Here is a 23191-nt window from a genome sequence, read left to right as displayed (position 1 = left end):
CTGCCCTGCTAGCTGGCCTGGTTGGCGCGCCCGGTCCATTCCAGTGCCGGCCGCGCACGCGAGAACAGGAAGCCCTGGCCCTGCTCGCAGCCGATCTCCAGCAGGCAATCGCGCTGGGAATCGGTTTCGATGCCCTCAGCGATCACTTCCATGCCCAGGGTGTTGGCCAGCGCCAGCACCGCGCGCACGACCGCGGAACTGCCACCGCGATCGCCGGGGCGCAGCGCGGTGACGAAGGAACGGTCGATCTTGAGCGCATGCAGCGGGAAGCGGTGCAGGTAACTCAGCGACGAATAACCGGTGCCGAAATCATCCAGGGCCGCGAGCACGCCGCCATTGCGAAGCGTGTCGAGTGTGGCGGACACCTGGTCCGGGTTTTCCAGCAGCGCGCCCTCGGTGACTTCCACGCGCAGGCGCTCGGGTGGAACGTCGTACGCCGCCAACAGGTCGAGCAGTTCCTGCGCCAGGGCGGGCGAGCGGAAGTGACGCGGCGCCACGTTGATGGTCACGTAGCCGCCCTTGCCGACCAGTGGCACCACCTCGCGGCAGGTGCGTTCGAACATCCGCCAGTCGATCTGCTCCACGCTGCCGCTGTCCTCTGCGACGCGCAGGAAATCGCCCGGGAGCAGCAGGTCGCGTCCGTGGCGGCGCCAGCGCAACAGGGCTTCATAGCCGAGCACCTGGCCGCCGCGCAGGTCCACGATGGGCTGGAAATGCGGCTCGAATTCGTCGCGCAGGATCGCGCGGCGCAGGTCGACCTCCAGGTCGAGCAGCTGCAGTGCTTCCTGGTGCAGGCGCTCGTCGAAGATCTCGAAACGGTGCCGCCCGTGCGCCTTGGCCCTATACATGGCCACGTCGGCGTCACGCAGGAGTTCCTCGGCCTTGCCATAGCGTGCGTTGCCCAGGGTGATGCCGATGCTGGCCGAAGTGAACAGCTCCTTGCCGTCGATATGCATCGGTTCGCTCAACGACTGTATGACGCGCTGCGCGGTATGGCAGGCATCCTCGGGCAGTTGCACGTCTTCGATCAGCAGGGCGAATTCGTCGCCGCCGAGGCGCGCGACGACATCGGAATCGCGCACGCAGTCGGCCAGGCGCTTGCCTGCCTCCTTGAGCATCAGGTCGCCGGAGAGATGACCGACGCTGTCGTTGATGACCTTGAAGCGATCGAGGTCGAGGAACAGCACGGCGAACCGATGGTCTGGATCGCGTTGCTGCCGCGACAGGGCCCGCTCGAGCGCGCCGTACAGGAAGGTCCGGTTCGGCAATCCGGTCAGCGAATCGTGCAGGGTCTCGTGCACCAGTTGTTCTTCGGCGCGCTCCCGTACCGCGATCTGCTCGCGCAACTCGCTGACGGCCGCGGCAAGTTGGCGCGTACGATCCTCGACCCGGCGTTCGAGCTGCCCCTGCACGCGCTTGCGCTCCAGCGCCGTCAGGATGTGCTGCGCCACGTAACCCAGCAGCGCGCAGTCTTCCTCGGTGTATCGCAACGCCTGGTCATAGGTCTGCACGACGACCGCGCCGCGCACCTCGCCTTCCGCGATCATGGAAACGCCGAGGAAGTCCTCCGCCGGCGTGCCCAGGCCGATGCCGCCGGGCACGTGCAGCATGGAGGCGACTTCACGCGCCGGCCCCATCGCCGTGCGGCCGAGGCGGATCAGTCCCAGGGTCAGGCTGTTGCGCAGTTTTTCCGCCGGAATCTCCTCATCCGGCTGGACCAGGCCGGGATCCTTTTCGTCGGCGTGATAGATGAACTGCAGGGTGTCGCGTTCGGCGTTGTAGAGCGCGATGTAGAAATTCTTGGCGTACATCAGTTCGCCGACCACGTCGTGGATGCGTGGCAGCATCTCGCTCATGTCCAGCTCGCTGCTGGCCAGGTCGGCGATGCTGTAGAGCGCCGCCTGCAACTTCTCGCCACGCTGGCGTTCGCGCACTTCCTCGGTCAGCTCACGGGTGCGTTCCTCCACCCGCCGTTCCAGTTCCTCATGGGCCTGCTTGCGCATCAACGCCGTGAGGATGTGCTGGGCGACGAAGGCGAGGAGCGCACGATCTTCTTCGGTATAGCGCGACGAGTCGTCGTAGCTCTGCACCACGATCGCGCCCCGCACCGTGCCGTTCGCGATCATCGGGACGCCGAGCCAGTCGGCACTGTCGGGGCCGTAGCGGTCGGAGTCCGGATAGTCCAGTCCGAACTCCGTCAACAACAGGCGCGACGGCCCCATCGCCGGACGGGCGTGCCGGATGATCGCGAGCGTCAGGCTGCTGCGCATTTCGGACGCAGGGATTTCTTCCCTGGGATCGACCACCATGGAATCGTGTTCATCGGCGAAGTAGATGAAGCGCATGCTGTCGCGCGCCGCATCGTAGAGCGTGATGAAGAAGTTCTCCGCGTACATCAGCTCACCGACGACGCCGTGCACGCGCGCGAGCATCTCGGGCATTTCCAGTTCGCTGCTCGCCAGGTCGGCGATGGCGAACAATGCGGTCTGCAACTTCGCCGTCTTCTCGAGCCGCTCCGCGGCGAGGCGTTGCTCGGCCAGTTCCATGGCCGTGCCGAGGCGGGCTGCGAGGACGTTGCGGAACTGGTTCCAGTCCGACGATTCAAGCGCCGGAATACCGTCCGCGGCCGGCCAGTCGGCCGTCAGCAGCGCGTGCTTGTTGGCGTCCTCGATACCCAGGTCCACGACGATCCGACGCCAGCCCGGCCGTGGTTCGACTTTCTCGACATGGTGATGCGGCTCAGGCCTCCCGGCCCAGCCTCCCGCCATACCCGATTCAGTTGCCGCCCGCGGAACCCAGTTCAGGCGGGCATTGCGGGCTCCGAAGGCCGCCTCGACCTGGCGTTCGGCCACAGCCGCGATTTCCTCGAGGCTGGACACCGCGAACAAGGCGGACACGAAATCGGCCGCTGGCGCTCTCCCTGCCCCCCTGCTGCCAATCTCCCCGCCCGGTTCGAAATCCTGGGGGCGCGTGGACATAGGCGACGGAGTGTACGCCCGCCATCCGGGCACGTCTTGCGCGTGATCGGCCGACCGGCGCCGCAATCGGCCCGCTCAGGCAGATGAATAGGCCGGAGCGCGGCCCGGGCAAGGGTTCCGGCACCGCCGCTGGAAGTGGCGCGGTCAGGTTTCTGCAACGACTTCCGGTCGAAGCGGACAAGTAAAGGAGCGCGTTCGGCGCGGCATCACGCCAGGGCTTTTTCGATGTCCTTGGAGATCGCCTTGGGCTCCTCGTTGGGAGCGTAGCGCTTGATCACTTCGCCATCCCGGCCGATCAGGAACTTGCTGAAGTTCCACTTGATGGCGTCGATGCCGAGAAAGCCGCTCTTCTCGTCCTTCAGCCATTTCCACAGCGGATGCGCAGCATCGCCGTTCACGTCGATCTTTGAGAACAGGGGGAAGGTGACGTCGTAGTTGAGGGAGCAGAAATTCCTGATCTCGGCCTCGTCGCCCGGCTCCTGATGGCCGAACTGGTCGCACGGGAAACCCAGGATCACCAGCCCCTTGGGACCGTAGTCACGCCACAGCTGCTCCAGGCCGGTGTACTGCGGCGTGAAACCGCACTGCGAGGCGACGTTGACGATCAGCAGCGCCTTGCCGCGGTAATCCGCAAGCGCCTTGGGCTGGCCGTCGATATCGGTGGCTGAGAAGTCGTAGGCGGTGGTCATGGCGGCGTCCCTGGATGCGTTGGCGCGAGCATAGCGCGCCAGGGCGCCAGGCGATGACCCCCAACGAAAAACGCCGGGGTTGGGCCCCGGCGTTCTTCGTTGCATCGTGTGCGTCGGTCAGAAAGTGGCTTTGAATTCCGCGCCGACGACACGCGGCTCATTGACGAAGCCGGTCAGGTTGTTGAAGTCGATGCCGCCGACGACCTGGACCTCGTCGGTGATGTTGCGTCCGTACACGGCGACGTCATACCTGCCGCTGTCCCAGGTGTAGCCCAGGCGCAGGCCGCCTTCGACCAGCGACTTGCCGGTGAATTCGACAGAGTCGTACAGGAAGAAATTCACTTCGCTGCGGTAGGTCCAGTCGGTGAAGACATAGAACTCGCCGCCGTTGTCCATCGGCAGGCCCCAGCGCAGGGTGAGGTTGTGCGACCACTCCGGTGCCTGCGGCAGCGAATTGCCGTCGATCAGGGCCTTGCCGTTGGCGTCGAGCGGATCGGTGACGGTGCAGGCGGCGCACACCGAGACCGCCAGGTCGTTGTCCTTGATCTCGGTGTCGTTGTAGCTGCTGCCGAGCGTGAACAGCAGGGTATCGGTGAGATAGGCCTGGAAGTCCATCTCGAAGCCCTGGCCAACGGTCTTGTCCGCGTTGAGCAGGATGTTGGCATTGGACGAACCGCCCACGGCGGTGAGCTGCTGGTCCTTGACCTCGTAGTAGAAGACGTCGGCGTTGAGGCGCGCGCGCTTGTCCCAGAAATCAGCCTTGACGCCCGCCTCGAACGAGGTCGACGTTTCCGGCTCGGCGACCGACTTGGCGTTGAAGGCGCCGGCGGCCTGGATGCTGCTGCCGCGGTAGCCGGTGGCGACGCGACCGTAAACGTTGACGTCGTCGTTGATCTCATAGGTGGCCGACACATCCCAGCTGAACCGCTGATCGTCGGGATGCGCCGACAAGTCGCCGTCCGGCTCCTGCGCGGCGAGCTGATCGATGGTGCACTTGCCGGCCAGCACGCACGGGGCGAAGCCGTTTTGGAAGTACTCCTCGACCTTCAGGTCCTTCTTGTCCCAGGTGTAGCGCATGCCTGCGCGCAGTTCGAGCTTGTCGGTGGCCTGCCAGGTCGCGGCGCCGAACACGGCCCACGAATCGTTGGTCTGGTTGATGCGCTCGTAGCCGTCCTGCGCGCCGCCGTTGAGCGAGTCGTAGCTGAAGCTTTCGACGTCGTAGTCTTCGTTGAAGTAGAACAGGCCTGCCTGCCAGTTCCAGGCGGTACCGGTCTCGGACTCGATGCGGAACTCCTGCGTCCACTGCGAGTGGTCGGGGATGCCGTCGGCGGTTTCCGAGGCGAACGGGATGAAGCCTGGGCCGGAGTTGCCTGGACCCAGGAACGCCGCGCCGAAGCCGCCGTCGATGTCGCCGCGGCTGTAGGTATCCAGCGTCTCGTAGCCGGTGATCGAGTAGAGCGTGTAGCCGCCACCCAGCTTCCAGCTCAGGCGGGCATTGGCGCCGGAACTGTCGAGCTCGGAGTGGTTGAAGCCGTCCAAGGAGACCTTGTCTTCGTCGAAACCATCGACCAGGTCGTTGGTGCCCGGCTTGATGATGTTGGCGCGGAACAGGCGCGCCGTGCCGTTGAGGTGGCGCGCGTGCGCGTTGAGCAATGCTTCGAAGCTCTCGCCCTCGTACAGGGCTTGCACGCGGGCGGCGGATTCGTCGTAGCCCTCGAAACTGTCGTTCGGGCCCGGGAAGGTGTTGTCCACCCAGTCATCGCGGCGCTGGAACAGCACCGACGCGCGCCCCGACCACTGGTCGGTCAGGCCGCCGCCGATGGCGCCTTCGAGGTTCCACATGTTGTCGCTGCCGATACCGACCTTGCCGTAGCCGCCGAAGTCCTGCGAGGGGCGGGTCGAATCGAACTTCACCACGCCGGCCGGGCTGTTGCGGCCGAACAGCGAACCCTGCGGGCCGCGCAGCACTTCGACCTGGTCCACGTCGAACACGGGGAAGCCCTTGAGGATCGGGTTCTCCTGGACGACGTCGTCATAGACCAGCGAAACAGGCTGCGAAGTGTTGAGGCGGAAGTCGGTGTTGCCGTAACCGCGGATGTAGAAGCGCGGGAAGGCGCGGCCGAACGAGGACTCGATGTTGAGGCTGGGCACGCGGCCGGACAGGAAGCGCACGTCGGTGCCGCCCGAGACCAGTGCGTCCAGCTTCTCGCCACTCACGGTGCTGACCGAGACCGGGACGTCCTGGATGTTCTCGACCCTGCGCTGGGCGGTGACCTGTATGGCATCGAGGGTGGTGGCGGATTTCTGCGCCGGGGTGGTGGCGTCCTGGGCGAATGCGGCCTGCGCCGGCAGCAGCAGGGCGATGGCGGCAGCCAGGGCGTGGCGGGACAGCGGACGAGCGTGAAGCTTCGTAGGCATGGTCGATCTCGCGGCAGGACGGCACGGGGCCGCCGGGGTCGGAAAAAGCCAGGTCGGGTTTTTTGCACGATCTGGCGCTTGGGACAGCGGTCATCCCCTGATGACCGGCGCGGGCAAGCCCGCCACGACGCGTCGATTGGTGGGCAAATGTTACAACAGGGTTAAGCCCTCCGTACGCCATGGCACTGTGACGCCCGGAAGCCCGGGCGTCACCCCAAGGTTCAAGGTGCGGCGGCCTTCACCGGCTGGGCGAACGGCCTGATACCCATCGCATCGAAGATCTCGCTGGGGTAGTAGGCGGTATCCCCCTTCAGGACCAGCGCCACCTTGCGGATGTCGGAAATGTTCCGGGTGGGGTCGCCGTCGACCAGCACCAGGTCCGACAACTTGCCAGGCGTGATCGAACCGCGGTCGTTGAGGGTCCGCGAATACTTGGCCCCGTTCCAGGTCGCGATCTGCAGCACCTGCGCCGGCGTCATGCCGGCCCGCACGTACCACTCCAGTTCGCTCTGCACGGTGAAGCCGGGGATGCTGTCGGTGCCGGCCACGATCGGCACGCCCGCCTTGTACATGCGGCCGACGAACTCGACCATCTTCAGGTACGACTTGTTGTAGCGCGCCGCGGTGGCCTCGTCCGGGATCTTCATCTCGGCGACCTTCAGGCCACGCTGGATGTCCGGCGGCATGTGGTCGGCGACCGGTGCATAGCTTTCCGCCACCTCACCCGCACGCTGCCGGATGAACTCGAATGTCGACAGGGTCGGGTCGATCGCGATCTGCTTCTTCGCGAGCGTCGCGATGAAGTCCTGCACCGGCTTGCTGTCGAAATCCAGGTCGGCGACCTTCTCGGCCGGCAGGTAGAAGCGCTGCAGCGTGCGCGTATCGGTCTTGTCGTCGACGAGGAAGTTCAGCATCACCTGGTTGATGTGCTGGATTTCGTCGTAGCCCTGGTCCACCGCATCCTGGGCGCGCAGGAACGCGGGAATGTGTCCGCTGACGCGCATGCCCTTGCTGTGCGCGTACGCCGCGGTCTCGCGCAGGATGTCCTTCGGGAAGGAGTTGTAGATCTTGATCTGCGGGTAGCCGTGCGCGGCGTACCAGTCGACGGCCTTCTTGGCCTCGTCGAGGTTCTTGATCACGAAGCCGTTGCGCGCCGACATCTCGCTCTCGCCTTCGATGAAGCCGGCCGGGACGATGTGCGTGGCCAGCAGGGTTCCCGCCTTCTCCTCGGCGATGATCTGCTGCAGCGTGGCGTTGTCGTTGCCCATGTCGCGCACGGTGGTGACGCCGGTGGCGATGTTCAGGCCGCCGTCCCAGCGGCCCAGGTGGCCATGCATGTCGAACATGCCTGGCAGCAGCACGCGCCCGCCGGCATCGATGACGTTGTCGGCCTTGCCCTTGCCAGCCTTGCCGACGGAAACGATGCGGCCGTCGCGTACCAGCACATCGGAAGCTGCACCGAGCGTGGCGTGTTCGCTGTCGAAGACGCGCGCGTTGCGGATGAGGGTCGAGCCCTTGAGCGGATGCGCCAGGCGCTGCTGGAAGGCCAGCAGCGTTTCGGCTTCCGCCTGCTTCTGCCGGGTCTCGAGCGCGGCGGCGTTGCCCGCCCAGCCGTCCTCGATCAGCTGCACGAAACCGGGGAAGATGAAGGCGAACAGGCGCGGCGACTCTCCTTGTGACGGCTCGCCCTGGGTCGCCCAGGCAAAGGTCGGTTGCAAGCCGACGCCGGTGATCGCCAGCAGGTCCACCTTGCGCGTCTGGCTGCCGTTGGTGACTTCGGCCTCGGCGACCTTGCGCGTGCTCAGCGTGCCGCTGGGAATCAGCGGCAGCTTGCCATCGGGACGCTTGGCCAGTGCGGCGAAGGCGACCGAGAACCCGGCCGGAGTTCCGCCCAGCGGCGAATACAACGCGGTGCCGGCGACGTCCAGCTCGCCCTTGTCGGAGGTCGACTTCCACCACGTCTTGTTGCCGTCGCGTCCGAACGATTCATCCACCGGCGCGCCGAACGTGGTGGTGCCGGTCACGTGGTAGCGGGTGAACGTACCATCCGCCGCGAGTTGGTATTCCTCCTTCAGCTCGGGACCGCGGCCGTTGTCCTTGAAAATGTAGTCGACGTGGGTCACGCCATCGTCGCCGGTGGTCACGACCTGGTGGCCGGCTTCCTTGCCGTTATCGACGAGGGCGACGTAGCGCAGCGTTTCGGCGGCATATGCGGGACTGGCGAGGATCATCGCCAGGGACAGGACCAGTGCACGTTTCATTCCCGGTATTCCTTGTCAGGGTCGAGTGGAGCCCGCAGCATCGCCGCAAAACGGCACGCATGCCCAGGCCATAAGTTGGGACGCGACACAGCTTCACGCCATGTCGGCTGGCGAACCATGGAAATCCCCCGGCCACCCTGCCTGGCGTGTCACGCCACGCCAGGCTGCAACCTGCGCCCCGCGTCGGATCGTACCCGCCATTGCTCCCGATGGAACGCCGGGCGACTCACACTTACACGGCTTACACGGCGCGCGTCGCGCGCGAATGCGGGCGGGCCATGGCCCGCCCTTGCCGACACTTCAATGCCGCATCGGTGCCGATACTTCCCTCACCACTTCCGCCGTGGCCTTCGGTTTGCCGGCAAGGGCCAGGTCGGCGATCGCGACGATGCCGACGAGCTTCCCGCTGGCATCGACCACCGGCACGCGGCGGATCTGGTCGGCTTCCATCAGGTGGACGCAATCGGCAAGGCTGGTATCGGTGCTGACTGTACGCACCGGCATGGTCATCGCATCGGCGGCGGTGGCGCCGTTGCTGTCGCGTCCCTCGGCGACCACGCGCATCGCGATGTCGCGATCGGTGACCACGCCGATGGGCCGCTGTGACGCGTCCACCACGGGGATCTGCCCACAATCGTGGTCGCGCATCATCCGGGCCACGTCACGCAACGGCGTGGTGGGCGTGCAGCAGGCCGGATTGGGTGTCATCACGGACACGACGGTCATGGCATATCTCCTCGGGCGTGGGACGCCAGCATGGAAGCGGCCCGGTTTTCACGGCGTGACAGGGCCATGAACAGCCCGCCGCCCCTGCCTTTTGTCATGGGCGTCGCCGATGCCCCATCGGTTACCCTCCGGCTCCCGCTCCACTTCCACTGAGACCCACCCGATGAAGCACCGTCTCGCGCTGGCCGTCGCCATCGCCCTGGCCTCGGCAGCCGCCCCGGCCCTTGCCCACAACTCCAAACCAGCACCCAGCGCCGTGAACGAACAGGCCAATCCCTTCTTCAGCGAAAGCCCGCTGCCGCTGCACTACCCGCAGTTCGACAAGATCAAGGACAGCGACTTCGCGCCGGCCTTCGATCGCGGCATGGCCGACCAGAAGAAGGAAATCGATGCGATCGCCAATAGCAAGGCGAAGCCGACCTTCGACAACACGATCATCGCGATGGAGAAGTCGGGCCGTATCCTGACCCGCGCGGCGACCGTGTTCGGCAACCTCGTCGGCGCCGACACCAATGACACGCGCGACAAGCTCGATGCCGACTACTCGCCGAAGTTCGCCGCGCACCGCGACGCGATCTACCTCAACCCGAAGCTGTTCGCGCGCGTCAAGGCGCTGTACGACAGCCGCGCGACGCTCGGCCTCGACGCCGAAGGCGTGCGCCTGGTCGAGAAGTACTACACCGACTTCGTCCGCGCCGGCGCCAACCTCACCGCCGAGCAGCAGGCACGCCTGAAGCAGATCAACGGCGAGCTCGCCTTGCTGGGCACGCAGTTCGGCCAGAACGTGCTGAACGAAAAGAACGACCTCGCCGTGGTGGTCGACAACAAGGCAGACCTCGCCGGCCTGCCCGACGACCAGATCGCCGCTGCCGTCGAAGCCGCCAAGGCCCGCAAGCTCGAAGGTAAGTACGTGCTGCCGCTGATGAACTTCAGCCAGCAGCCGCAGGAAACCTACCTGCAGAACCGCGCCCTGCGCCAGAAGCTGCAGGAAGCCTCGCTCATCCGCAACGAACGCGGCAACAAGTACGACAACCGCGAGATCGTGTCGAAGGTCGTGAAGCTGCGCACCGAGCGCGCGCAGATGCTGGGTTATCCGACCTACGCCGCCTACGCGCTGGAAAACGAAACCGCGAAGAACCCGGAAGCGGTCAACGCCATGCTCGGCAAGCTCGCCCCGGCCGCCGTCGCCAACGCGCGCAAGGAAGCGGCCGACATGCAGGCCATCATCGACAAGGAAGGCGGCAAGTTCCAGCTGCAGTCGTGGGACTGGGCCTACTACGCCGAGAAGGTGCGCCAGGCCAAGTACAACTTCGACGAATCGCAGCTCAAGCCCTACCTCGAACTCGACCGCGTGCAGCAGGACGGCGTCTTCTACGCCGCGGGCAAGCTGTACGGCCTGACCTTCAAGGAGCGCAAGGACCTGCCGGTCTACCACGACGACGTGCGCGTGTTCGACGTCTTCGACAAGGACGGCAAGCAGCTGGCGATCTTCATCTCCGACATGTACGCCCGTCCGTCCAAGCAGGGCGGCGCGTGGATGAACTCGTACATCGACCAGTCCGCAATGACCGGCTTCCTGCCGGTGGTCGCCAACCACCTCAACATCCCCAAGCCGCCGGCCGGCCAGCCGACCCTGCTGACGTGGGATGAAGTGACCACGATGTTCCATGAGTTCGGCCATGCGCTGCACGGCATGTTCTCGAACGTGAAGTACCCGTACTTCTCGGGCACCAGCGTTCCGCGCGACTTCGTCGAATACCCGTCGCAGGTCAACGAGATGTGGGCCGACTGGCCGGAAGTGCTGGCCAACTACGCCAAGCACTACCAGACCGGCGCGCCGATGCCGAAGGAACTGCTGGACAAGGTGCTGGCGAGCGCCAAGTTCAACCAGGGCTTCACCACGACCGAATACCTCGGCGCGGCGATGCTCGACCAGCGCTGGCACCAGGTGAAGACGGCCAACGAGGTTCCCGCCGCCGACGGCGTGATGGGCTTCGAAGCCGAGGCCCTGAAGAAGGACGGCCTCGATTTCGCGCCGGTGCCGCCGCGTTACCGCACGCCGTACTTCAGCCACATCATGGGCGGCTACGCAGCCGGCTACTACGCCTACATCTGGTCGGAAGTGCTCGACGCCGACAGCGTGGAATGGATGAAGCAGAACGGCGGCCTGACCCGCGCCAACGGCGACCACTTCCGCGACACCCTGCTCTCGCGTGGCGGCAGCAAGGACGCGCTGGCGCTGTTCCATGACTTCACCGGCCGCGATCCGTACATCGAGCCGCTGCTGGTGCGCCGTGGCCTGGTCGCCACGCCGGCGGCCGACGACACCCAGCCGGCGACGAAGGCCGACAAGGGCGGCAAGGGCAATAAGGGCAGCAAGGGTTCGAAGTAATCCCTGCCAGTGGAAAATCGACAGGACGCCCGGAGAAATCCGGGCGTTCTGCGTTTCCGGACAGCGCGGTACCAGTCGCCGGGGTACGGCCACGCCCGGTTCTCTGCGATAATTCCGCGCCTTACGGCCCCGTAGCTCAGCTGGATAGAGCGGTCCCCTCCTAAGGGACAGGTCGCACGTTCGAATCGTGTCGGGGCCGCCATTCATGGATCGCACGTCCGTGTGCGCAACCCGCACATCCATGTGCGGACTCCCAAATGCTTTGGTTTCCCCCTCCTGGAGCTGCATCAATGACCCACCCCGTCCTGACCGCCCTCGGCCTGACCGACAACGAATCCGGCACCTACCTCGGCAGCGGCCAGTGGTCGGCCACGAAGGACGCGGGCGTCATCGAACCGGTCAACCCGACCACGGGCGAGGTGCTTGGCCGCGTGCAGGCCTCCTCCAGGGCCGACTACGACACGATCGTCGAGCGCGCCCAGGCCGTCTTCAAAGTCTGGCGCACCACCCCGGCCCCGCGCCGCGGCGAAGCCATCCGCCTGTGCGCCGACGCGCTGCGGACGAACAAGGACGCGCTGGGCTCGCTGGTCGCGCTGGAGATGGGCAAGTCGAAGCCGGAAGGCGACGGCGAAGTGCAGGAAATGATCGACATCGGCGAATTCGCCGTCGGCCTGTCGCGCCAGCTCTACGGCCTGACCATGCACTCCGAGCGCCCGGGCCACCGCATGTACGAGCAGTGGCACCCGATTGGGATCGTCGGCGTGATCTCCGCCTTCAACTTCCCGGTCGCGGTGTGGGCATGGAACTCGTTCGTCGCCGCCATCTGCGGTGACATCACCGTGTGGAAGCCCTCGCCGAAGACGCCGCTCTCGGCCATCGCGGCGATGAAGATCTGCAACGAAGCGCTGAAGAAGGGCGGCTTCCCCGACATCTTCTTCCTGTTCAACGACGCCGGCAGCGACCTCGCGCAGCAGTTCGTCGACGACCGCCGCATCCCGCTGATCAGCTTCACCGGTTCGACCAAGGTCGGCCGCATGGTCGGCGAGCGCGTCGCCCAGCGCATGGGCCGTTCGCTGCTGGAACTCGGCGGCAACAACGCGATCATCGTCGACCAGAGCGCCGACCTGAAGCTGGCGATTCCGGCCATCGCGTTCGGCGCGGTCGGCACCGCCGGCCAGCGCTGCACCACCACGCGCCGCCTGTTCGTGCACGAGTCGATCCATGACGACGTGCTCGCCAAGCTGGTCGCCGCCTACAAGCAGGTCGAGAAGAAGATCGGCGACCCGACCGACCCGGCCAACCTGATGGGCCCGCTCAACAGCAAGGACGGCGTCGACGCCTACCTCGATGCGATCGAGAAGGCCAAGGCCGCGGGCGGCAAGATCGAAACCGGCGGCGCCGCGATCGAGGGCAAGGGCAACTTCGTCCTGCCGACGATCGTCACCGGCCTCACCAACGACGCCCAGATCGTCCAGCACGAGACCTTTGCGCCGATCCTCTACGTGATGAAGTTCAAGACGATCGACGAGGCCATCGACAAGCAGAACGCCGTGCCGCAGGGCCTGTCGTCGTCGATCTTCACCCAGAACCTCAAGGCCGCCGAAGCTTTCCTGGCCGCGTCGGGCTCGGATTGCGGCATCGCCAACGTCAACATCGGCACCAGCGGTGCGGAAATCGGCGGCGCCTTCGGCGGCGAGAAGGAAACCGGCGGTGGCCGGGAATCCGGCTCGGATGCGTGGAAGGCCTATATGCGTCGCCAGACCAACACGATCAACTACTCCGATGCGCTGCCGCTGGCGCAGGGCATCAAGTTCGATCTGTAACCCATGTACGGACTCGCGCGCCCCTTCCTGTTCGGTCTTGATGCCGAGACCGCACATGGCCTTGGCCTGTCGGCCATGGAAGCTGCCTACCGCAGCGGGCTCAACCCGCTGCTGGCGCGCAAGCCCGAACCGCTGCCGACCAAGGCCTTCGGACTGACCTTCCCGAATCCGGTCGGCCTGGCCGCCGGCCTCGACAAGAACGGCGCGCACATCGATGCGCTGATGTCGCTGGGCTTCGGCTTCGTCGAGATCGGTACGGTCACGCCCAAGCCGCAGGCGGGCAATCCCAAGCCGCGCATGTTCCGCCTGCCGGGGCATCGCGCGGTGATCAACCGCCTCGGCTTCAACAACGACGGCATCGAAGCGCTGGTGCGCAACGTCGAACGCGCCGAATGCCGCGGCCTGCTCGGCATCAACATCGGCAAGAACAAGGACACCCCCAACGAGGCGGCCGCGGGCGACTACATGTACTGCCTGTCGCGGGTGTTTCCGCTTGCCGACTACGTCACCATCAACATCTCCTCGCCCAATACCGCCGGCCTGCGTGAGTTGCAGGAAGAACAGGCGCTGCGGCGCCTGATCGGCACGCTGCGCGAGGAACAGGAACGCCTGCAGGCCAAGCATGGCAAATGCGTGCCGATGCTGGTGAAGGTCGCGCCCGACCTGAGCGAAAGCGACGTCGACGCCGCAGCGCGCGTGCTCACCGACCTCGAGGTCGATGGCGTGATCGCCACCAACACCACCGTCCAGCGCCTCCTGGTCGAGGGTGCACCGCATGCGAATGAAACCGGCGGTCTTTCGGGGCAGCCGCTGATGGGCCCGGCCACCACGGTGCTGCGCATGATGCGCACGCGCCTGCCCGAGTCGATCGACCTGATCGGCGTGGGCGGCATCATGAGCGGTGCCGATGCCGCGACCAAGCAGGCCGCGGGGGCGTCGCTGGTGCAGCTGTACACCGGCCTGGTCTACCAGGGCCCGAAACTCGTGTACGAATGCGTCGAAGCGATGCGTCGCCGCAAGGAAGCGCCCAGCCGCGGCAACCTGCCGCCGGAAGTCTGAGAGCAACCGCACACTCCATGACCGATTACATCCGCATCGCCCGCGACGCGCCGCTGCAATCCCGCAATACCTTCGGCGTCGCAGCGACCGCGCCGGTGCTGGTGGAAGTCGCCGATTCGGCTGCCCTGCCCGCCCTGCTCGCCGATCGCGAATTCGGCGAACGGTTGTCGCTGGTGCTCGGCGGCGGCAGCAACCTGTTGTTCGCAGGCAATCCGGAAGGCGTGGTGCTGGCCCTGACCGGCAAGCGCGTGAGCCATGTCGACGATGTCCCCACCGAAGCCGGCGTGCGCACCATCGTGCGCGCCGATGCCGGCGTGGAATGGCACGACTTCGTGATGCGCACGTTGCGCCACGGTTTTGCCGGGCTGGAAAACCTCGCGCTGATTCCCGGCACCGTCGGCGCCGCTCCGATCCAGAATATCGGCGCCTACGGCGCGGAAGTGCGCGAGTTCATCCACGCGGTGGAAGCCTTCGAGCCGGCAACGGGCCTGGTGCAGCGCTTCGACGCGCCCGGATGCCGTTTTTCCTATCGCGACAGCCTGTTCAAGCAGCAGCCCGATCGCTACATCGTCACCGCCGTCGAATTCGCCCTGTCGCGGGTACCGGCGCTGAAACTCGACTACGCGGGCATCCGCGAGGAACTCGACAGCATGGGCGTCGCTTCCCCGCTGCCCCGGCATGTCGCGGACGCGGTCATCGCGATCCGCCGCCGCAAGCTGCCCGACCCCGCCGTGATCGGCAACGCGGGCAGCTTCTTCAAGAATCCGATCGTGGCCGTGGCGCAGGCCGATGCGCTGAAGGCCGATCACGACGCACTGCCGGTGTTCCGCGGCAACGACGACAGCACCCGGAAGCTGTCCGCCGCATGGCTGATCGACCAGTGCGGCTGGAAGGGGCATCGCGACGGCGATGCGGGGGTGGCCGCCACCCACGCACTGGTGCTGGTCAACCATGGCCAGGCGACCGGCGCACAATTGCTGACGCTTGCGCGACGCATTGCCGATTCGGTGCGTAGGCGCTTTGGCGTGGTCCTGGAGCCGGAACCGCGCGTCATCGGCGCGGCCTGGTGACGGCGCGGTGGTGACTGCAACGGCAACGCCGCAACATCGTTTCCTCCGCGCCGCGGGCCTGATGCTCGTCAGCACGCTGTTCTTCGGCCTGATGGCGATCACCATACGTTTCGCCTCGCGCACGTTGTCGACCTACGAGATCGCCTTCTTCCGCAATGCCTTCGGGCTGCTGGCGCTGCTGCCGGTACTGCTGCACGGCGGTGCCTCGCTGCGTACGCGGCAACTGCCGCGTTACCTGCTGCGCAGCACGATCGGGATCGGCTCGATGCTGTGCGCCTTCTGGGCCATCGGCCACCTGCCCTTGTCGCAGGCGATCGCGCTGTCGTATTCGACACCGCTGTTCGTCACCATCGCCGCGGTGATCTGGTTGGGCGAGACCGTGCGCAAGCGGCGCTGGGCAGCGGTGATCATCGGCTTCATTGGTGTGCTCGTGATCGTGCGTCCGGGCACCAGTGGTTTCTCGCACGGCTCGCTGATCGCGGTGCTCGCCGCGGTGCTGAGCGCGATCGTCGCGATCCAGATCAAGCAGCTTTCGCGCGTGGACCCCGCCGACACAATCGTCTTCTATACCTACGTGTTCTGGGTGCCGCTGTCGCTGATCCCTGCCGTCTTCGCATGGACCTGGCCGCATGGCATCGAGTGGGCCTGGCTGGCACTGATCGGGGTGTTCGGCACCGGCGGCCAGCTGCTGTGGACGCGGGCATTGCGCCTTGGCGATGTCTCCGCGCTGACGCCGATCAGTTTCATGCAGCTACCGGTGGTGGCGTTCGCGGGCTACCTGTTCTTCGACGAAGGCATCGATCACTGGACGATACTGGGCGCGGCGATCATCTTCTGTGCGAATGCCTACATCGCCCACCGCGAGGCGAAACTGTCGCGGCAGCACGCGACCACGGCGCCGGTGGAAGCCGCAAAACCGGCGGAATGAGCACCTGAGCACCGCGACGACCGGGCCCTAACCCGGGCCGGCTGGCGCATCCCACGGATGACGGGCGTGCTGGAACACGACAAGGAAGCAGGACACCGCCCATACCGAAGCCGCTGCCCAGCCGGCGAGGATGTCCGAGGGGTAATGCACGCCGAGATAGATGCGCGACAGCCCCACCAGCAGCGTGAAACCCATTGCCAGCGCCGTGACCGGCAAGCGCCACGGAGTGCGCCACGCCAGCAGCACGCAGACCCACGCCAGGGTCATCGAGCCCATCGCATGGCCACTGGGAAAACTGTAGGTGCCCTCGGGCGCGATCGACTCCCACAGCAACGGCCGTTCCCGCGCGAACAGCTGCTTCGTCGCCACGTTCAGCAGGGCCGAGCCGCCGAGCGCCAGGCCGGCAAACAGGCCTTCGCGTGCCCGTCCCCTGATCGCGAGGACCAGCACCAGCACCACATCCGCGGGCACCACGCCCCATTGGTAACCCAGCGCGGAAGACAGAAGGAACACCCGATCCAGGCCGGCGTTGGCCATGCCGTGGGCGAAATGCAGGATGGGAGCGTCGAAGAAGAAGGCCTCGCCTTCGTGCAGTTCCTCGACCAGCCCGGCGAACCCCAACAAGGGCAGGAGTACGCCGATGAACAGCAACAGCAGGCGCAGCCAGTACCGGCGCAGGAACGCCACGCCGAAGCGCGCGTCCTGCTTGATTGTCCGTGCCGCGGGCTCAGCCGGGGCCGGCGGAACCATAACGCCGTTCCACGTACCGGTCGATCAGCCCCACGAAGTCCTGGGCGATGTTCTCGCCGCGCAGCGTCACCGTCTTCTCGCCATCCTCGAACACCGGCGCCGACGGCGCCTCGCCCGTGCCCGGCAGGGAAATGCCGATGTTGGCGTGGCGCGATTCACCCGGGCCGTTCACGACGCAGCCCATTACCGCAAGAGTGAGGTTTTCCGCGCCGGGATGGGTGATCTTCCACTCCGGCATCTTCGCGCGCACATGCTCCTGCACCCGCTGCGCCAGTTCCTGGAAGAAGGTGCTGGTGGTACGGCCGCAACCGGGGCACGCGGTAACCATCGGCGTGAACGCGCGCAGGCCCATCGTCTGCAACAGTTCCTGCGCCACGATCACTTCGGTGGTACGCGACTGGCCAGGTTCGGGCGTCAGCGAGATCCGGATGGTGTCGCCGATGCCTTCCTGCAGCAGGACGCCCAGTGCCGCGCTCGAGGCGACGATGCCCTTGCTGCCGATGCCGGCCTCGGTCAGGCCCAGGTGCAGGGCGAAGTCGCTGCGGCGCGCGAGTTCGCGATAGACCGCGATCAGTTCCTGCACGCCGCTGACTTTCGCGCTGAGCACGATGCGCTCCGCCGGCAAGCCGATTTCGACCGCTCGGGCTGCCGAATCCAGTGCGGAGCGGATCAGCGCCTCGCGCAGCACTTCGGCGGCCTCCTTGGGTTCGGCGAGCTTGTGGTTCTCGTCCATCAGCTGCGTGGCCAGGGCCTGGTCGAGCGAACCCCAGTTGGCACCGATGCGTACCGGCTTGCCATATTTGATCGCGAACTCGATCAGCGTGGCGAACTGCGTGTCCTTCTTCTTGCCGAAGCCGACGTTGCCCGGATTGATGCGGTACTTGGCCAGCGCCTCGGCGCAGGCCGGCTCGCCGCTCAGCAGCTGGTGGCCGTTGTAGTGGAAGTCGCCAATGATCGGCACGCTCAACCCCATCATCGCCAGCTTGTCGACGATGCGCGGCACGGCGGCGGCGGCCTCGGGCGTGTTGACGGTGATGCGCACGAGCTCGGAGCCCGCGCGCCACAGTTCGGCGACCTGCCTGGTGGTCGAGGCGACGTCGGCGGTGTCGGTGTTGGTCATCGACTGCACCACGACCGGCGCGTTGCCACCCACCTGGACGCCACCGACGGTGACGGCGCGCGTATTGCGGCGCGGCTGGGGGCCGAAACTCATGCCCGCGCAGGGCGGCGTGGCTGGGGTGAGGTCGAAGGCGGAATTCATGCCCGCCATTGTAGCGTCGGCGTGACCCGGCGCCCGGGCTGCGGTACGGTGGGCGGCCCGCTTTTCGGCCGTTTGTTGACCTGATTCATGAACCTCGACGACGCCAGCAACGTCCTCACCCCGTCCCAGCTCAACACCCTGGCGCGCGACCTGCTGGAAGGCAGCTTCCCGCTGATCTGGGTCGAGGGCGAGCTCGGTAACGTCTCGCGGCCCTCTTCCGGCCACCTGTATTTCGTGCTGAAGGATGAACGCGCGCAGGTCCGCTGCGCGATGTTCAAGCCGAAGAGCTCGTGGCTGAAGTTCGTTCCGCGCGAGGGCGTGCATGTCCTCGCGCGCGGCCGGCTGACGCTGTACGAGGCCCGCGGCGAGTACCAACTGGTGCTCGACCACATGGAGGAAGCCGGCGAAGGCGCGCTGCGCCGCGCGTTCGAGGAAATGAAGGCGAAGCTGGCCGCCGAAGGCCTGTTCGATAGCGATCGCAAACGCCCCCTGCCCCACTTCGCACGCCGCATCGGCGTGATCACGTCGCCGAGCGGTGCCGCCGTGCGCGACGTGCTCAGCGTGCTGGCGCGGCGGTTTCCACTGGTGGAAGCCGAAGTGCTGCCGGTGCAGGTGCAGGGCGCCGCCGCTGCCGCGCAACTCGTATCCATGTTGCAACGCGCCGCGGCCTCGGGCCGCTACGACGTGCTGCTTCTCACGCGCGGCGGTGGCTCGCTCGAGGACCTGTGGTCGTTCAACGACGAACGCCTCGCACGCGCCATTGCCGCGGCACCCATACCCGTCGTCTCCGCGGTCGGCCACGAGACCGACTTCAGCCTCTCCGACTTCGCCGCGGACCTGCGCGCGCCGACACCGTCGGTGGCGGCGGAGCTGCTGGTACCCAGCCGCGACGACCTTGCCCGCCGCATGCGCGCGCTCGACGCCCGCCTCCACAACCTGCAGGCGCAGCGATTGCGCGCCGCCATGCAGCGTGCGGACCGCGCCGCCCTGCGCCTCAATGCATTGCGACCGCGGGCGCGCCTCGACGCGCTCAGCCGGCGCCAGGAGGAAGCACTGCGCCGCCTCGCGGCCGCGTGGCAGCGACGGCTCGAACGCGAGCGCGCCCGCGTGCGCCACGCGGATGCCGTGCTGCGTGCCGCCCATCCGCAGCGGCGCATCGTGCGCTTGCGCGAACGACTGGCGGCGGTGTCGTCGCGACCGCAGGCCGCGATCGTGCGCCGCCTTGGCAACGAGATGCTGCGGCTTCGCGGACTCGCCCGCTCGCTGGAAGCCGTGAGTCCGCTCGCCACCGTGGCGCGCGGCTACACGATCCTCCGCCATCCCGACGGCCGCGTCGTGCGCAGCGTGCTCGATGCCGCGCCGGGCGATCGCCTCGATGCACGCCTGGCCGATGGCACGCTGCCGCTGCAGGTAGTGAAGACGACGTAGCGTCGACCATGCCAACGCGCGCATAACGAGCCGTCCCGGGGACATGGTTTAGGCTTCGCGGGACAAGGAGGATCCCATGCTCGCCAAGCACTATCCCAACTACCTCGCCAACCAGCCGGTGAGTGCGAAGCAGGAACTGGACGTCCTCGACAAATACACCGGCAAGCGCGCCACGCGCGTGGCCCTCGTGGATGCGGCCACCGTGCGCAAGGCGATAGTCGCTGCGTACAAGGCACGCGAAGCGATGGCGGCGTTCCCTCCGGATGCCCGTCGCGACGTGCTGGAGCATTGCGTCCGCCGCTTCAACGAACGCTTCGAGGAGCTGGCGCAGGCACTGTGCATCGAAGCCGGCAAACCGATACGGGACGCGCGCGGCGAGGTCACCCGCCTGATCGACACCTTCCGCATCGCCGCCAACGAAGCCACGCGCAGCCATGGCGAACTGCTGGAACTGCAGATCTCGCCACGCGCACGCGGCTATCGCGGCATGGTGAAGCGGGTGCCGATCGGCGTGTGCAGCTTCATCACGCCGTTCAACTTCCCGCTCAACCTGGTCGCGCACAAGGTCGCGCCGGCGATCGCGGCCGGCTGCCCCTTCGTGCTCAAGCCCGCGGACAAGACCCCGGTCGGCGCGCTGATCATCGGTGAGATCCTCGCCGAGACCCACCTGCCCAAAGGGGCCTTCTCGATCGTCGTCTGCACCACGGACAACGCCGCGGCCCTGGTCGAGGACGAACGCATCGCCCTGCTGAGCTTCACCGGTGGCCTGGTCGGCTGGGACCTCAGGGCGCGTGCTGGCCGCAAGAAGGTCACGCTCGAACTGGGCGGCAATGCGGCCTGCATCATCGACGCCGATCCGGGCGCGCCACTCGATCACGTGGTCGAACGCCTGGTCTTCGGCGCTTACTACCAATCCGGGCAGAGCTGCATCAGCGTGCAGCGGATCTACGCGCATGCGGCCATCTACGAGAAGCTGCGGCGCAAGCTGAAGGCGGCCGTCACCCGGCTGCCCATGGGCGACCCCCACGACGAGAAAACGTTCATCGGCCCGATGGTCAACGACGAGGCAGCGCAGCGCGTGGAAAGCTGGATCGCCGCCGCGCGCAACGGTGGCGCCAAGGTCCTCGCCGGTGGCCCGCGCAAGCGCAACATGCTGCCGGCCGCATTGCTGGAAAAAGTCCCGCACGACAGCGAGCTGTATCGCAAGGAGGCCTTCGGTCCGGTCGCGATGATCGAGCCCTTCGATGACTTCGACGACGGGCTCGATCGCGTCAACGACAGCGACTTCGGCCTGCAGGCCGGCGTGTTCACCGGCAACCTGGCGCATGCGATGCGGGCCTGGGATCGCCTGGAAGTCGGCGGCGTCATCGTCGGCGACGTGCCGAGCTTCCGCGTCGACAACATGCCCTATGGCGGCGTGAAGCATTCGGGCCTCGGCCGCGAAGGCGTGCGCTATGCGATCGAGGACATGACCGAGCAGCGCCTGCTGGTGATCCGCTGAACCCTCCCGGCGATTTTTTTCTCCGGGGGCTAACCCCGTCCACGAAAGCCATGCGTTTCCATCGGCAACCCAGCCGTGGAGACGCACCATGCAACGTTCGCCCCAGCCGCACCGCTTGACCCTGGCCCTTGGCTTCGCCCTGGCCCTGGGCGCATGCAGCACCACCCGCCCCAGCCTGGGCAATGCCGAAGAGGCCGACGCCGCGGCAGCGGCGGAACCGGCGGCAATCGCCGCGGACGCCGCTGCAGAAGCAGCAGATGGCGCGGCGCAGTACCGCCGCGAGCGCACCACCCGCGAAGCCGAACGCAAGGCCGCCATGGCGCCGCCCCCTGCGCCACCGCCGCCCGCAGCGAAATCGCTGGATCGCATCAGCGTCACCGGTTCGCGGGTGCAGGCAAACCAGGTGGCACCAGCCGCCGTCATGGCGCTGCAGCCGATGGTGTCGCCGATGCAGCCGGCCAACACCGAGAAGTACGCGCACAACGACGACAACCCGGTGCACCGCACGTCCGAGGAACCGGTTTCCACCTTCTCCATCGACGTCGACACCGGCAGCTACAGCAACGTGCGACGCATGCTGACCGAAGGCGTCCGCCCGCCCACGGACGCGGTGCGCGCGGAGGAATTCGTCAACTACTTCGACTACAACCACCCGGCGCCCGCATCGCGTGAAATTCCGTTCCGGGTCACCACCGAACTCGCACCGGCCCCATGGAACAGCAAGCGCCAGCTGCTGATGATCGGCATCAAGGGCTATGACGTACCGAAGGCGGAGATTCCGCCGGCCAACCTGGTGTTCCTCATCGACACCTCGGGCTCGATGCAGGATCCCGACAAGCTGCCGCTGGTGAAGGACGCGTTGCGCCAGCTGGTGAAGCAATTGCGGCCGCAGGACCGCGTGTCGATGGTCGTGTACGCCGGGTCGGCCGGCCTCGTACTGCCTCCGACCTCGGGCGCACGCCGCGACGACATCCTCGGGGCGCTGGATCGGCTCGAAGCCGGCGGCAGCACCAACGGTGGCGACGGCATCCGCCTCGCATATTCGATGGCGAAACAGGCCTACATCAAGGGCGGCGTCAATCGCGTCATCCTCGCTACCGACGGCGACTTCAACGTGGGCACGGTCGACGACAACGCGCTGGAGACCCTGGTCGCGGATCAGCGCAAGAGCGGCATTGCCCTGACCACGCTCGGCTTCGGCCAGGGCAACTACAACGATGAACTGGCGGAGAAGCTGGCGGACGTCGGCGATGGCAACCATGCCTACATCGACACGCCGATGGAAGCACGCAAGGTGCTCGTGCAGGAAATGGGTTCCACCCTGTTGACGATCGCCAAGGACGTGAAGATCCAGATCGAGTTCAATCCGGCGGTGGCGGCCGAGTACCGGTTGATCGGCTACGAGAACCGTATCCTCAACCGCGAGGACTTCGCCAACGACAAGGTCGATGCCGGCGACATCGGCGCCGGGCATGAAGTGACGGCGCTGTACGAGATCACGCCGGCAGGCTCCGGCGCGGACCGCCTGCCGCCGCTGCGCTACGGCCAGGGGGACAAGGCTGCCAACGCAGGCGACGCGAAGGAACTCGCCCACCTGCGGCTCCGCTACAAGCGCCCAGGCGAGGACACCAGCCGCCTGATCCAGACCCCGATCCTGCGTTCACAGCTGGCGGCCACGCCGAGCGAGTCGCTGCGCTTCGCCACCGCGGTTGCTGCCTTCGCCGATGCGCTGCGTGGCGGCAAGCAGATAGGACAATGGAGCTGGAATGACATTGCCACGATGGCGAAGCGCTCGCTCGGAAGCGACCCCTGGGGTCAGCGCAAGGAATTCGTCGAACTGGTCGAACAGGCGGGCAAGCTGACGTCTGCGGACGGAGTCGCCGTGCAGGTAAGCGAATAGTCCTCCC

15 protein-coding genes and 1 tRNA gene are annotated in these 23191 nt (G+C 66.6%); 9 read left to right on the top strand and 7 right to left on the bottom strand.

The features are described 5' to 3' along the window. Nucleotides 1-8 precede the first annotated feature (8 nt). The 5 genes from ACXJJ9_RS03440 to ACXJJ9_RS03420 all read right to left on the bottom strand — a co-directional run bounded on the left by ACXJJ9_RS03440 (nucleotide 9) and on the right by ACXJJ9_RS03420 (nucleotide 9072). Entirely contained in the window at nucleotides 9-2897 is a 2889-nt protein-coding gene (locus ACXJJ9_RS03440) for an EAL domain-containing protein (protein ID WP_457095828.1), read from the bottom strand. A 287-nt stretch (nucleotides 2898-3184) separates the two neighbouring features. Further along, nucleotides 3185-3667 (bottom strand): glutathione peroxidase, encoded by a 483-nt coding sequence (locus ACXJJ9_RS03435; protein WP_457095827.1) that lies wholly within the window; start codon nucleotides 3665-3667, stop codon nucleotides 3185-3187. Nucleotides 3668-3784: 117 nt separating this feature from the next. After that, on the bottom strand, nucleotides 3785-6085 hold the full coding sequence (locus ACXJJ9_RS03430) for a TonB-dependent receptor (RefSeq protein WP_457095826.1): 2301 nt from the start codon (nucleotides 6083-6085) through the stop codon (nucleotides 3785-3787). A gap of 221 nt (nucleotides 6086-6306) precedes the next feature. Beyond that, nucleotides 6307-8346 carry an amidohydrolase family protein gene (locus ACXJJ9_RS03425; protein WP_457095825.1) on the bottom strand — a complete coding sequence of 680 codons (2040 nt, stop codon included), beginning with the start codon at nucleotides 8344-8346 and terminating at the stop codon, nucleotides 6307-6309. Nucleotides 8347-8646: 300 nt separating this feature from the next. Then, a complete protein-coding gene (locus ACXJJ9_RS03420; protein ID WP_457095824.1) occupies nucleotides 8647-9072 on the bottom strand; it encodes a CBS domain-containing protein in 426 nt (141 codons plus the stop codon). A 163-nt stretch (nucleotides 9073-9235) separates the two neighbouring features. Between ACXJJ9_RS03420 and ACXJJ9_RS03415 the strand changes: the two genes are divergently transcribed. The 6 genes from ACXJJ9_RS03415 to ACXJJ9_RS03390 all read left to right on the top strand — a co-directional run bounded on the left by ACXJJ9_RS03415 (nucleotide 9236) and on the right by ACXJJ9_RS03390 (nucleotide 16344). Continuing rightward, nucleotides 9236-11464, top strand: coding sequence for a M3 family metallopeptidase (locus tag ACXJJ9_RS03415; RefSeq protein WP_457095823.1), 2229 nt, complete (start codon nucleotides 9236-9238; stop codon nucleotides 11462-11464). 125 nt (nucleotides 11465-11589) lie between these two features. Further along, nucleotides 11590-11666: transfer RNA gene (locus tag ACXJJ9_RS03410), tRNA-Arg, on the top strand. Nucleotides 11667-11754: 88 nt separating this feature from the next. Then, a complete protein-coding gene (gene amaB, locus ACXJJ9_RS03405) occupies nucleotides 11755-13287 on the top strand; it encodes an L-piperidine-6-carboxylate dehydrogenase (protein WP_457095822.1) in 1533 nt (510 codons plus the stop codon). A gap of 3 nt (nucleotides 13288-13290) precedes the next feature. Then, entirely contained in the window at nucleotides 13291-14346 is a 1056-nt protein-coding gene (locus tag ACXJJ9_RS03400; protein WP_457095821.1) for a quinone-dependent dihydroorotate dehydrogenase, read from the top strand. Nucleotides 14347-14363: 17 nt separating this feature from the next. Beyond that, on the top strand, nucleotides 14364-15416 hold the full coding sequence (murB, locus tag ACXJJ9_RS03395; RefSeq protein ID WP_457095820.1) for a UDP-N-acetylmuramate dehydrogenase: 1053 nt from the start codon (nucleotides 14364-14366) through the stop codon (nucleotides 15414-15416). 61 nt (nucleotides 15417-15477) lie between these two features. Further along, the gene (locus tag ACXJJ9_RS03390) at nucleotides 15478-16344 is read left to right on the top strand and encodes a DMT family transporter (protein ID WP_310053811.1); all 867 of its coding nucleotides are present in this window, start codon (nucleotides 15478-15480) and stop codon (nucleotides 16342-16344) included. Between the two features lie 27 nt (nucleotides 16345-16371). Here ACXJJ9_RS03390 and ACXJJ9_RS03385 read toward each other — a convergent pair whose 3' ends face one another. Both ACXJJ9_RS03385 and ispG read right to left on the bottom strand, forming a co-directional pair. Beyond that, complete coding sequence (locus tag ACXJJ9_RS03385; RefSeq protein ID WP_457095819.1) at nucleotides 16372-17094, bottom strand: phosphatase PAP2 family protein; 723 nt, start codon at nucleotides 17092-17094, stop codon at nucleotides 16372-16374. Further along, complete coding sequence (ispG, locus tag ACXJJ9_RS03380; RefSeq protein ID WP_457095818.1) at nucleotides 17072-18355, bottom strand: flavodoxin-dependent (E)-4-hydroxy-3-methylbut-2-enyl-diphosphate synthase; 1284 nt, start codon at nucleotides 18353-18355, stop codon at nucleotides 17072-17074. The genes ACXJJ9_RS03385 and ispG overlap by 23 nt, the downstream gene beginning before the upstream one ends. 87 nt (nucleotides 18356-18442) lie before the next feature. Here ispG and xseA point away from each other — a divergent pair, with 87 nt between their 5' ends. The 3 genes from xseA to ACXJJ9_RS03365 all read left to right on the top strand — a co-directional run bounded on the left by xseA (nucleotide 18443) and on the right by ACXJJ9_RS03365 (nucleotide 23184). Next, nucleotides 18443-19783 (top strand): exodeoxyribonuclease VII large subunit, encoded by a 1341-nt coding sequence (xseA, locus tag ACXJJ9_RS03375; protein WP_457095817.1) that lies wholly within the window; start codon nucleotides 18443-18445, stop codon nucleotides 19781-19783. Between the two features lie 76 nt (nucleotides 19784-19859). Then, nucleotides 19860-21284 (top strand): aldehyde dehydrogenase family protein, encoded by a 1425-nt coding sequence (locus ACXJJ9_RS03370; RefSeq protein WP_457095816.1) that lies wholly within the window; start codon nucleotides 19860-19862, stop codon nucleotides 21282-21284. Nucleotides 21285-21372: 88 nt separating this feature from the next. Next, on the top strand, nucleotides 21373-23184 hold the full coding sequence (locus ACXJJ9_RS03365) for a vWA domain-containing protein (RefSeq protein ID WP_457095815.1): 1812 nt from the start codon (nucleotides 21373-21375) through the stop codon (nucleotides 23182-23184). The last annotated feature ends 7 nt before the right edge of the window (nucleotides 23185-23191 follow it).

Source organism: Lysobacter sp. P5_B9 (assembly GCF_054049835.1).
This window is presented reverse-complemented; position numbering and strand designations above follow the sequence as displayed.

Bases quoted from the DNA above. Each gene is read 5' to 3' on its own strand.
- ACXJJ9_RS03435 (WP_457095827.1), bottom strand. From the start codon at position 3,667: ATGACCACCGCCTACGACTTCTCAGCCACCGATATCGACGGCCAGCCC.
- ACXJJ9_RS03430 (WP_457095826.1), bottom strand. From the start codon at position 6,085: ATGCCTACGAAGCTTCACGCTCGTCCGCTGTCCCGCCACGCCCTGGCT.
- ACXJJ9_RS03425 (WP_457095825.1), bottom strand. From the start codon at position 8,346: ATGAAACGTGCACTGGTCCTGTCCCTGGCGATGATCCTCGCCAGTCCC.
- ACXJJ9_RS03420 (WP_457095824.1), bottom strand. From the start codon at position 9,072: ATGACCGTCGTGTCCGTGATGACACCCAATCCGGCCTGCTGCACGCCC.
- ACXJJ9_RS03415 (WP_457095823.1), top strand. From the start codon at position 9,236: ATGAAGCACCGTCTCGCGCTGGCCGTCGCCATCGCCCTGGCCTCGGCA.
- amaB (WP_457095822.1), top strand. From the start codon at position 11,755: ATGACCCACCCCGTCCTGACCGCCCTCGGCCTGACCGACAACGAATCC.
- ACXJJ9_RS03400 (WP_457095821.1), top strand. From the start codon at position 13,291: ATGTACGGACTCGCGCGCCCCTTCCTGTTCGGTCTTGATGCCGAGACC.
- murB (WP_457095820.1), top strand. From the start codon at position 14,364: ATGACCGATTACATCCGCATCGCCCGCGACGCGCCGCTGCAATCCCGC.
- ACXJJ9_RS03390 (WP_310053811.1), top strand. From the start codon at position 15,478: ATGCTCGTCAGCACGCTGTTCTTCGGCCTGATGGCGATCACCATACGT.
- ACXJJ9_RS03385 (WP_457095819.1), bottom strand. From the start codon at position 17,094: ATGGTTCCGCCGGCCCCGGCTGAGCCCGCGGCACGGACAATCAAGCAG.
- ispG (WP_457095818.1), bottom strand. From the start codon at position 18,355: ATGAATTCCGCCTTCGACCTCACCCCAGCCACGCCGCCCTGCGCGGGC.
- xseA (WP_457095817.1), top strand. From the start codon at position 18,443: ATGAACCTCGACGACGCCAGCAACGTCCTCACCCCGTCCCAGCTCAAC.
- ACXJJ9_RS03370 (WP_457095816.1), top strand. From the start codon at position 19,860: ATGCTCGCCAAGCACTATCCCAACTACCTCGCCAACCAGCCGGTGAGT.
- ACXJJ9_RS03365 (WP_457095815.1), top strand. From the start codon at position 21,373: ATGCAACGTTCGCCCCAGCCGCACCGCTTGACCCTGGCCCTTGGCTTC.